Here is an 11010-nt window from a genome sequence, read left to right on the forward strand (position 1 = left end):
TGGAGCGACAATAGCAATACCCAATGACCCTACAAACGGAGCAAGGGCACTCATACTCCTTGCGGCAAACGGACTCATAAAGGTCAAGGACGGCCTTCTCATAACTGCAGCGGACATTACCGAGAATCCGAAGAACCTCAAGTTCGAGGAGCTTGAAGCGGCAGCGATAGCAAGAGCCCTTCAGGATGTCGACGGAGCTGTCATCAACACAAACTACGCCCTTGAAGCGGGTCTTAACCCTGTGGCGGACGCCCTGATCATCGAAGACCAGGAGTCACCATACGCAAACATACTTGCCGTAAGGGAAGACAACAAGGACGATGCAGGCATCAAGGCACTTGGCGAAGCCCTCAACTCTCCAGAGGTCAAGGCATTCATCGAGTCAGAGTACAAGGGAGCAATAGTTCCGGCGTTCTAATATTTATACAATTGTGACATGTTTGTTAACAAAAAAATAAATTAATCTTATATAGGGAAGCGTTGGGAATCAACGCTTCCCTTTAAAATTGAGCTTGTTAAAACATTTACAATTATTGAGAATCTTTGAATACGGTGCTATACTGAATAAGGTATTTGTTATATTTTAGATAATTTTCAGGAGGATTCATATGAAATTATTCTCTATTTCAAAATCAGTACACATACCAAAGTTCAAGCCAACTGAGAGATTCAGCGGAATAACAGTCATGGATGCAGGGAAGACCCTGTACTACTCGCTTTCACAGCAGCATAATCTCGTTTGCGAGCCTGCAGTGAAGAGAGGCGACAGAGTGCTTGTCAACCAGGTAATCGGTGTAAGCACGAACAAGAGTGTTGTCCCGGTCTACTGCGGAGTATCAGGCACTGTGAAGCAGATAGTGCAGAAGTACGACCTCGCCGGTGACAAGGTAAACATGATCGTAGTGGAGAACGACGGGCTCTACGAGACCATGGAAAGAAAGGCTATGAACTATGGAGCGATGTCACTCGATGAAATCAAGGATGCCGTGAAGGACCTAGGAGTAATCGAAACCCAGAACCTTTCAAACAGGAAGCGTGGAATGCACCTGTCTTTCAGGAGCAACCCCAAGCACATTTTGCTTAACGCATCCGAAAGCGGCCTTTATGGCGTGCTTGGTGAAGCCCTGTACACCTCCGTAAAGGATGATTTCATTCTTGGAATCAACATCCTCAAGGACATCTACAAGGCTGCTGAAATATCGCTTCTGATAACAAGCGATGCTGAATCACTTGCAGGATTCACAGATGCCGTTGCAGGAACCGGGGTAAAGATCGTCGCAAAGGTACCTACCCAGTTCTATCATGACATGAACCTTGCTGCAAGGGATGTATATGGCGATTTCGCCATGAAGGACACAATGGTAATTGATGCCTTCATGCTTCCTTCCGTTGCAAGAGGCCTTGAAAGGGGCGAGCTGTCCCATACCGACCTTATAATGGTGTCGGGAGAGGCTGCAGGGAAGAAGGGAATGTACAGGGTGCCCCATGGAACCCCGATATCGGAGATTATGGCCGCAGCGGAAGTGAAGGAACCCTTCAGGATAGTTGCCGGATCCATCCTTTCAGGAAATGCCGTATTTTCCACAGAAGCTCCTGTCAACAGGGGAATTAAGGAACTGCTTTTCCTGACGGAAGCTGAGGTTTCCAAAGAAGAGGAAGTCAACTGCATCAGGTGCGGAAGATGTGCGGACGTCTGTCCTGTAGGCCTTAAGCCTTATGATCTGAACGCATCCGTAATCGTAAGGGACTTTGATTCATTCTTCGCAGAAAGAGGCGGAATGTGCGTTGAGTGCGGACTCTGCTCATACATCTGCCCGTCAAAGAGACATCTTACACAGTCATTCAAGACTGCTAAGAAAGTCAAGAGATAGGAGAGGGGAAACATGGAAAACAGAATTCTTACAGTAGCTTCATCACCTCATATCAAATCCTCTCTGAGGGTAAGCACGATCATGAGAGATGTGCTGATAGCTCTTTTACTTCCCGCAATAGCAGGAGTATATTTTAACGGCATAGAGGGACTCTATCTGATCGCTGCAACAATAGCTTCAGCGGTAGTCTCTGAGCTCGTATTCTCCAAGATAATGAGAAGGCCGCATACATTAGGTGACTTGTCAGCTGTTGTTACCGGTCTGGTCACAGCACTGGTGCTTCCACTTTCCACACCGCTTTGGGTGGCAGGAATATCTTCACTTTTCGCGATCATAGTTGTAAAGTGCCTTTTCGGGGGACTTGGACAGAACTTCATGAACCCGGCAGTCACAGGTAAGATATTCGTCGCTACTGCTTATGGCAGACTGATGACCACAGTTCCATTTTCTTCAGACGACGCAATGACCAGACTAATTGGCCAGGCCGGAGGAAATCTCGGCGAGGCTTCGGTTGCAGCCATAATAATCGGTGGAATCTACCTTATCCTAAGAGGTGTTATACGCGCAAGGATTCCAGTGACGATCATCATCATAAGCTTCTTGTATTCTGCAATATTCCTCGGCGACGTTACAGTCCTGGGGCTGAATGCCAGCGTATATCTTGCAGCATTCTTCCTTGCGACTGATTATGCAAGTTCGGCGACTACAAATGAAGGCAAGCTTGTTTTTGCAGCAGTTATCGGAGTTCTGGGCAGCCTTTTCATAGGTAAATCAGGAAATGCAGAAGGTATATATTATGCTGTAATTCTTGGCAATATCTTCGCACCATTCATCGATACCTTCTTCAAGGGAAAAGTTGACACCAAAAAGGAGGCAAACGCATAATGGACAAGGTCAAATCAAGTAACAAGGATTTTATTGAATGGCTTAAGCTTGGATTGGTCCTGGTAGTCATTACAGCAGTCGTTGCAGTCATAATGGCTTACATCAACACCTCGACCAAGGACATCATAGCCAAGAACAACATGATAAAGCAGGAAGACCTTGAGTACGTAATGGCAGGAGCCGATGACGTAGCACCATATGGCGGAACCATGCCCGGCGAGGATTCCCGCATAAAGGAGATCTATGAGGCCAAGGCCGGCGGAAGCGTCATGGGCTACGTATACAAGGTATCAGTCCAGGGCTACAAGGACATTATCGACGTTCTAGTTGGTGTAAAGGCAGATGGGAGCATAGGAGCAGCCAAGGTAACAAAGCTTGCTGAAACCCCAGGTCTCGGATCCCTTGTTCAGGAATCCAAGTACATAGACCAGTATACCGGAAAGTCTATTGAAGAAAGCTTCAAGGTAGTCAAGTCTACTGCATCCAATCCAAATGAGATTGAAGCAGTAGCTGGTGCAACGATTTCATCCAATGCGGTAGCGACTGCAGTAAATGACGCAGTAACCCACTATAAGACAGAAATCAAGGGTGAGGCAGTAGTAGAAGAACCGAAGTCCGAGCCTACAATCGAGAATATGCTTCTTGATGGCGATGCCATGGAGGAGGTTGCCGGAGACCTTAAGACTATGAAAGTCACTAAATCCGGAGCTGTTACAGGCTACATAGTCTATGGAGAAGGAAAAGGATACTACGATACTCCAATCATAGTAGCTGTAGGTTTCGACCTTGCGACTAAGAAGATAACAAACATAATGGTAACCGAACAGAACGAAACACAGGGTCTTGGAACTGCAATCACAGATGTCGAATTCAGTGAGATGTTCCAGGGGAAAGATGCTGTGGCTCAGAAGATTGAAGTCTATTCAGGCGCTTCAGTAAGCTCCGAAGGTGCCATAAAGGCAATTAACGCCGCTGTAACATACTTCAATGATGTTCTGGCGAAGTAGGGGGTTGACATGGGAAAATATTTTGAAAGAATAACAAATGGTCTTTTTACTGAAAATGCTATATTCGTGCAGCTCATAGCCATGTGTCCGCTGCTTGCAGTCACTACAAGCCTTATGAATGCAATCGGTATGGGTGTTGCTGCTACTGCAGTCCTCATATTCTCAAACCTTTTCATTTCACTGCTAAGGAATTTCATACCTAACAAGGTAAGGATTCCAGCCTTCATAGTAGTCATAGCGGGATTCGTCTCAGCTGTTGACATGCTGATGGCTGCGTATACTGTTGACCTGTACAATTCACTTGGAATATTCATTCCACTCATAGTTGTCAACTGTGTGATTCTGGGAAGAGCAGAAGCTTATGCAAGCAAAAACAGTCCTCTGCTGTCTGTCTTCGATGGAATAGGCATGGGACTTGGATTTACTCTGGCTTTGGCTGCGCTTGGCGCAACAAGGGAGATTCTCGGTGCCGGAACCCTGCTTGGAATTAAGATAACTCCGGACTTCTTCCAGCCTGCCAATGTCTTTATCCTGCCTCCAGGAGCATTCCTTGCCCTTGGCATAATGATGGCATTCCTTAACAGCAGGAAGATCAAGAAGGGTGAAGCAGCTCTCAAGCTTCATGATGATGCACTGCTTCTAGCTATGGTCGGTGCAGATGCAAAGTCTAATTTGACATCTGAGGAGGAGAACTAGAATGGGAGAATTGCTTATCATATTTCTAAACGCTGCTCTTGTTAATAACTTCGTGCTTTCAAAGTTCCTCGGCATATGTTCTTTCCTTGGAGTTTCCAAGAAGAGGGATGCCGCAATAGGAATGGGCCTGGCGGTTACTTTCGTCATGGCTATGGCATCTGCCGGAGCATGGCTCATAGATACCTTCCTCCTAAAGCCATTCGAGCTCGGATACCTGAGGAGCATAGCATTCATACTTGTTATCGCTGCACTTGTCCAGTTCGTTGAAATGGTAATCAAGAAGATAAGCCCCGGCCTTTACAAGGCCCTTGGTATATACCTGCCTCTTATCACCACCAACTGTGCCGTTCTTGGTGTGGCCCTGCTCAACACACAGGAGTCATACACCCTCATAGGCAGCATTGTAAACGGAGTTGGAGCAGCTGCAGGCTACTTCCTTGCAATCGTCCTTATGGCATCCATAAGGGAGAGGCTTGAAAAAGTCAGCTCGATACCTGTTGCATTCAAGGGACTGCCTTTGACTTTGGTCATTGCCAGCCTGATGTCGCTTGGGTTCCTGGGATTCCAGGGACTGATATAGGAGGGGATTGGAATGAAGGAAGTATTGACAGCCGTAGCGGTGCTATCATCGCTGGGTCTGGTATTCGGAGTTCTTCTTGGTTTCGCCTCCAAGGTATTCGAAGTCAAACAGAATCCGCTCGTTGGTGACGTACTTATGGTCCTGCCAGGTGTAAACTGTGGCGGATGTGGTTATGCAGGATGTGAACAGTATGCTATTGCTGTTGCAGACAACGGAGAAGTCCCGACTTTATGCTCAGTCGGCGGATCACCAGTGGCACTTAAGATCGGCGATATCATGGGAGTAAAGGTTTCTGCAACTGAAAAGATGGTAGCGTATGTCAAATGTAACGGAGACTGCGACAAGGCAAAGCAGCTATATGAGTATCATGGCATCATGGACTGTACAAGCGCAGCTGCTTTACCAGGAGGAGGTGCAAAATCCTGCTCATATGGATGCCTCGGTCTTGGAACCTGCGTAAAAGCATGCGAATTTGATGCTATCAGGATAATCGATGGAATTGCGATAATCGATGAATCAAAATGTACCAACTGTGGCGCCTGCATGAAGGTCTGCCCTAAGAACCTTATTGAATCAGTCCCTGAGAACTCAAGGGTCAGGGTTGCCTGCAACTCCAAGGATTCAGCCAAGGATACAATGGGAAGCTGCAAGGTTGGCTGCATAGCCTGCAAGAAGTGCGAGAAAGCCTGTGAATTCGATGCTGTGCATGTCAATGACAGCCTCTCGAAGATTGACTACTCAAAGTGCACACAGTGCAAGGCTTGTGTCAAGGCCTGCCCTACAGCATCAATTGAGGATATATTCGAGATCAGCAAGGTGGACAAGAAATCAAAGGCAACTGCATAGAAGAAATAAGGAGGACATTGATATGTCCTCCTTGCTTTTAGGTTATAATTGAATCAAAGATGAAATGACTGGATGTGATTCTATGGTTCCCTGGCTTTATCTGGCAGCGGGTGTGACAGCTGCCGCCCTTATCTTCGCACTTCGTAACTGGAAGGTGAGCAATTCCTCTGGAAACGACCCCATAGGTGCAATTGCAGCATTTCTCATAATAATGGGTGTCATTTTCGGTGAAAACGAGAACCTTGCTTATGGTTTCATCGGGTTTGGAGCTGCACTCTTCGTATTTCTCCAGTTTACCAAGAAGAAGTAGGGGAGAAGTTCCTTACCCTTTTGATTTTAAAGAACGACTCCACCGTCTACCGAGAGGACAGTTCCAGTAATGAATGATGCCTCTTCCGATGCAAGGAACGCATAGGCATTAGCTATGTCTTCAGGTGTTCCAAGTCTTCTGAGAGGTGCTTTGCCTTCCATCATCTCAATTACCTTTTCAGGCATCTTCTTCACCATAGGGGTTGCAATGAATCCAGGTGCAATGGCATTGACACGGATGTTCTTCTTTCCGAGCTCCTTGGCCCATGTCTTTGTCATTCCTATGACGCCCCACTTTGTTGCGGCATAGTTTGTCTGACCGAAATTGCCATAAAGACCGACGACTGAAGATGCATTCAGTACTACACCGCCGCCATTGTCTGACATTACCGGTACAACGATCTGCGTACAGTTGAACACTCCCTTGAGGTTAACATCGATAACCTTGTCGAAGTCCTCTTCAGGCATCTTGATAAGCTGGTTGTCTGCAGTTATTCCGGCATTGTTGACTAATACGTCAATCTTTCCCCACTTGGATACCACATCGTCAACCATGGTCTTGATCTGGTCCCTGTTGACTACATTGACTTCGTACGCCAGAAACTCTGCGTCCATTTCTTTCAGCTCTGCGGAGATCTCATCCATCGAACCAAGTCTCACATCGCATATTACAACTTTTGAACCTTCAGCAGCGAACTTCAATGCGGTAGCTTTACCGATACCCTGAGCCGCTCCAGTGACAACAGATACTTTTCCCTCTAATCTCATGTTAACCTCCCGAACTGGTATATTTTCCTTTAAATGAGAGGAATATGCATTTCTGCATATTCCTTGATCTTTGCCAGGTTTTATGTCTTACAGTATTCCGAATCCTGCATAAAGAATTATACAGATTACGGTTGCGATAACTGGATTTACAAGGCTTGTCATCATGATGTCAAGATATGAATCCTTGTGAGTGAGTCCGGTAACAGCAAGCAGAGTCAGTACGGCTCCATTATGTGGAAGTGTATCAAGTCCGCCTGATGAAAGCGATGCAATTCTGTGAAGAGCTTCCGGTGAAACTCCAGTAGTTGTTGCAAGCTCCATGTACTTTGCTCCAAGTGCCTCAAGCGCTATTCCCATACCGCCTGATGCTGATCCTGTAGCTCCTGCAAGGGCGTTGACTGCTACGGCTTCAGATATGAGTATGTTTCCCTGGATTCCAAGGAGAAGGTTTGTAAGGTCCTTGAATCCTGGTACGGCTCTTACTACTGAACCGAATCCAACCGCTGCGGATGTGTTGATTATTGCAAGAACTGATCCAGCTGCTCCATCATTGATGGTCTTCTGAAGGTTCTTGAGTCTTGAGAATCCAACTGCTATACCAGCAATGATACCAGCTGCAAGTGCAACTACTATGTTCTGCTTGAGAACGTTAAGCACAACTACAACGATTATCAGAGGAAGTATTGCAAGTGCAGGATTCATCAGGTGCTCGTGGTCTGTTGTGTCTACCTTCTTGTCAGGTTCTACGAAGCCTTCTCCCTTTGCTGTATACTGCTTCTCCCTGTAGGACAGCCATAACATACCGAATACAAGCATTGATATGGTTGCAACAATACCGAGTACGGGAGCTGCTGTAGCAGTTGTTCCGAAGTACTTCATAGGTATGAGGTTCTGTATCTGAGGTGATCCAGGTACTGCTGTCATTGTGAATCCGAAAGCTCCAAGCGCAATTGCTCCAGGTATGAGCTTCCTTGTTATGTTAGCTTCCCTGAACAGAGCAAGTGCAAGCGGATAAACTGCGAATACGACAACGAAGAGGGATATTCCGCCGTAGGTAAGTACGGCGCATCCAAGGACTATAGCAAGCATAGCCCTCTTTGCTCCAAGAACCTTTGCTATCCAGGAAGCTATGGACCTTGCTCCGCCTGACTCGTCCATGATCTTTCCGAATATGGCGCCAAGCATGAATGTCGGGAACCATGATTTTGTGAATCCTACGAATCCGGTCATGTAAGTGTCGGTGTACATCGGCAGAAGGTCAAGACCTCCTGTGAGTCCAACGACAAGTGCGCAGATAGGAGCTATCCAGATGATGGACATGCCTCTGTACGCGAGGATCATAAGTAGTGCAAGACCTAAGAAAATACCAAACATTTTACTCCTCCTTATAATGAAGATCTATATAATATAAATATTATATACAATTAGTAAGTGGGGGATTACAGTACTAGGTTCATCGGTTCCGGTCTGAAGATCCTCTCGTCCATGATCTTCAAATCAGGTGATATGCCGGGCTCGAATTCCATCTGGTCAAGAATGTCCTTCTGGAGTTCAACTCCTGGTGCAATTTCGGTAAGGACAAGTCCTTCCTGGGTAAGCTCGAATACGGCTCTTTCGGTTACATAAAGCACTTCCTGCCTGACTTCCTTTGCATATTCGCCAGAGAAGGTTATCTGCTCAACGTCCTTGAGGAACTTCTTGACTTTGCCTTCATTGTTGATCTTTAGTCGTCCGTCACCTACCTCCAGCTCCAGTCCGCCTGCGGTGAATGTTCCGCAGAATATTACCTTCTTCGCATTCTGGGTGATGTTTATGAATCCGCCTGCTCCTGCGATTTTCGGTCCGAACTTGCTGACGTTGATGTTTCCGATCCTGTCGCATTGCGCAAGGCCGAGATAAGCCACATCAAGTCCGCCGCCGTCATAGAAATCGAACTGGTAGGGTTGGTCGATGATCGCCTCTGCATTAGTCGCTGCGCCGAAGCTCAGCCCTCCTGCAGGTATTCCACCGATAGGTCCTGGCTCTACCGTGAGCATCAGTCCCTGTATGTGCTCCTCGTTTGCAACGATTGAGACGCCTTCAGGCATTCCGATACCGAGGTTTATGATTGCGTGTGGAACGAGTTCCATTGCGCACCTTCTAGCTATGACCTTTCTTTCATCCAGTTCAAGAGGCTTTACTGAGTGAACAGGTACCTTTACCCCACCGGTATAGGCTACATTGAACGCTTCGGAGAAAGTCATCATATGGTTCTTCATGTCAGCGACTTCAACAATCGCATCCACGTAGATTCCAGGTACCTTTACCATCCTTGCGTCCAGAGTTCCTGCCTTGACAACCTTCTCTACCTGCACTATTACAGTTCCGCCAGAGTTGTAGGCTGCCTGAGCCAGTGAAAGTGCTTCAAGGGTTCCTGCTTCCTTCTCCATGGTCACATTGCCTTTTTCATCAGCATATGTACCTCTGATGAGTGCCACATTGATAGGGAAGTACTTGTAGAAAAGGTATTCCTCCCCTCCGACTGTGATCAGTTCAACAATGTCCTCAGTCGTCTTTGGATTCAGCTTGCCACCTTCGACCCTGGGATCAACGAAAGTCTTCATACCCACCTTCGTGATCATTCCGGCTCTCTTGGCGGCAATCTCCCTGAACAGCTGAGATATGGTTCCCTGTGGAAGGTTGTATGCTTCGATCTTATTTTCCATCGCAAGCTTCTGTACCTTGGGAACCAGGTTCCAGTGTCCGCCTATGACTCTCTTCAGCAGTCCTTCGTGCCCAAGATGATTCAGTCCTCTTGTCTTTCCATCGCCTTGCCCGGCAGCATATACCAGTGTGAGGTCCCTCGGTTCACTCGTTTCAACGAACCTTGCTTCAAGGGCTGCTTCGACTTCTTCCGGAACAGCGTTGCCGACGAATCCGCTTGTGGCTACAGTATCTCCTGACTTGATCAGTTTTACAGCTTCCGCTGCAGTCAAAAACTTAACCAATTATTTTCCTCCTTTCGAAATATTACAAAATACTATATGCAAGATTCGTGCCAAGAGGAAAAACAGGTTGTTTTGATGCTTATTTGTGCTTTTTTCGGTCAAAACGTTAAGTTCAGGTAAACATTTGCAGGCAATTTCCAATCCTAACCTGAAAAAACATTCATGTTATGTCCAAATTTTGGACACTATTTTTCGTTAAAGTTTAAACGTTTTCATGAAAACCATGAATCCCAACGTTTTGTGGCCTCGCTTTATAAAAAAGCGCACAAGTGTACAAAATATTTACAGTGTCCATATAATGTACACTACAATCCATAAGCCTTCATCTTCTCATACAGGCTTGTCCTGCTGATATCAAGCTTAATAGCTGCCCTGAGTTTATTCCCGTTGAATTCCTCGAGAGCTTCCTTGATCGCCTTTTTTTCTATCTCCTGAGTTATTTCCTTAAGTGAACCTTCCATACTTATCGGAACAACCTTAACCCCTGAATTGTTGTCGTGCTTTACCAGATTTTGCGTAATATATCGCGGAAGCTGATCTATGCCTATGGAAGCCTGCTTGTCGACAAGGTTCAGGGCTCTCTCAATAAGGTTGCCCAGTTCCCTTATGTTTCCAGGCCATTCATAGGCTGCCAGGGCTGCCATGGCATCTTCTGATATGTCTGTCACATGGCGTTCCATTTCTGAAGAGATAGTCCTCATCAGATGCCTTGCAAGCAATGGAATATCTTCCTTTCTTTCCCTCAATGAAGGTATCTGTATGTTGATTACATTCAGCCTGTAGTAAAGGTCTTCCCTGAAGGTCTTCAGTTTTATCATCTCTTCAAGGTTCCTGTTGGTCGCAGCTATTATCCTTACATCAACCTTCTGGCTCTTGGTTGCTCCGATCCTCTCAATCTCCCTTTCCTGTATGACCCTCAGAAGCTTGACCTGCATGGGAAGGGGGAGGTCACCGATTTCATCAAGGAATATGGTGCTCTTGTCGGCAAGCTCGAATTTACCTGGCTTTCCGCCTTTCTTGGCTCCTGTGAACGCTCCCGACTCATATCCGAAAAGCTCGGA

The 11010-nt window shown here is 46.5% G+C and carries 12 protein-coding genes; 8 read left to right on the plus strand and 4 right to left on the minus strand.

Annotated features, from left to right (window positions below):
* The 8 genes from T472_RS04300 to T472_RS04335 all read left to right on the plus strand — a co-directional run.
* Positions 1-418, plus strand: a 418-nt coding sequence (locus T472_RS04300; protein ID WP_023863348.1) for a MetQ/NlpA family ABC transporter substrate-binding protein, incomplete at its 5' end; no start/stop codon positions are given.
* A 190-nt stretch (positions 419-608) separates the two neighbouring features.
* The gene (locus T472_RS04305; RefSeq protein ID WP_023387509.1) at positions 609-1871 is read left to right on the plus strand and encodes a 4Fe-4S dicluster domain-containing protein; all 1263 of its coding nucleotides are present in this window, start codon (positions 609-611) and stop codon (positions 1869-1871) included.
* A gap of 12 nt (positions 1872-1883) precedes the next feature.
* The gene (locus tag T472_RS04310; RefSeq protein ID WP_023387508.1) at positions 1884-2756 is read left to right on the plus strand and encodes an RnfABCDGE type electron transport complex subunit D; all 873 of its coding nucleotides are present in this window, start codon (positions 1884-1886) and stop codon (positions 2754-2756) included.
* Complete coding sequence (locus tag T472_RS04315; protein WP_023387507.1) at positions 2756-3763, plus strand: FMN-binding protein; 1008 nt, start codon at positions 2756-2758, stop codon at positions 3761-3763. The genes T472_RS04310 and T472_RS04315 overlap by 1 nt, the downstream gene beginning before the upstream one ends.
* Positions 3764-3772: 9 nt before the next feature.
* Positions 3773-4459 carry an electron transport complex subunit RsxE gene (gene rsxE, locus T472_RS04320; protein WP_023863350.1) on the plus strand — a complete coding sequence of 229 codons (687 nt, stop codon included), beginning with the start codon at positions 3773-3775 and terminating at the stop codon, positions 4457-4459.
* A 1-nt stretch (position 4460) separates the two neighbouring features.
* The gene (rsxA, locus tag T472_RS04325; protein ID WP_023386470.1) at positions 4461-5039 is read left to right on the plus strand and encodes an electron transport complex subunit RsxA; all 579 of its coding nucleotides are present in this window, start codon (positions 4461-4463) and stop codon (positions 5037-5039) included.
* Between the two features lie 12 nt (positions 5040-5051).
* Positions 5052-5885: an RnfABCDGE type electron transport complex subunit B gene (locus tag T472_RS04330; protein WP_023386469.1), complete on the plus strand. Its 834-nt coding sequence runs from the start codon at positions 5052-5054 to the stop codon at positions 5883-5885.
* Positions 5886-5967: 82 nt separating this feature from the next.
* Positions 5968-6195 (plus strand): hypothetical protein, encoded by a 228-nt coding sequence (locus T472_RS04335; RefSeq protein ID WP_023386468.1) that lies wholly within the window; start codon positions 5968-5970, stop codon positions 6193-6195.
* Between the two features lie 26 nt (positions 6196-6221).
* Here T472_RS04335 and fabG read toward each other — a convergent pair whose 3' ends face one another.
* The 4 genes from fabG to T472_RS04355 all read right to left on the minus strand — a co-directional run.
* Positions 6222-6962 (minus strand): 3-oxoacyl-[acyl-carrier-protein] reductase, encoded by a 741-nt coding sequence (gene fabG / locus T472_RS04340; protein ID WP_023386467.1) that lies wholly within the window; start codon positions 6960-6962, stop codon positions 6222-6224.
* Positions 6963-7049: 87 nt separating this feature from the next.
* Entirely contained in the window at positions 7050-8336 is a 1287-nt protein-coding gene (locus tag T472_RS04345) for a GntP family permease (RefSeq protein WP_023386466.1), read from the minus strand.
* Positions 8337-8401: 65 nt separating this feature from the next.
* Complete coding sequence (locus tag T472_RS04350; RefSeq protein WP_023386465.1) at positions 8402-9949, minus strand: acyl CoA:acetate/3-ketoacid CoA transferase; 1548 nt, start codon at positions 9947-9949, stop codon at positions 8402-8404.
* Positions 9950-10254: 305 nt separating this feature from the next.
* A partial coding sequence (locus T472_RS04355; protein WP_023863351.1) for a sigma 54-interacting transcriptional regulator occupies positions 10255-11010 on the minus strand: 756 nt, incomplete at its 5' end.

Origin of the sequence: Youngiibacter fragilis 232.1 (genome assembly GCF_000495435.3) — a bacterium.
Classification (GTDB): Bacteria; Bacillota; Clostridia; order Clostridiales; family Clostridiaceae; genus Youngiibacter; species Youngiibacter fragilis.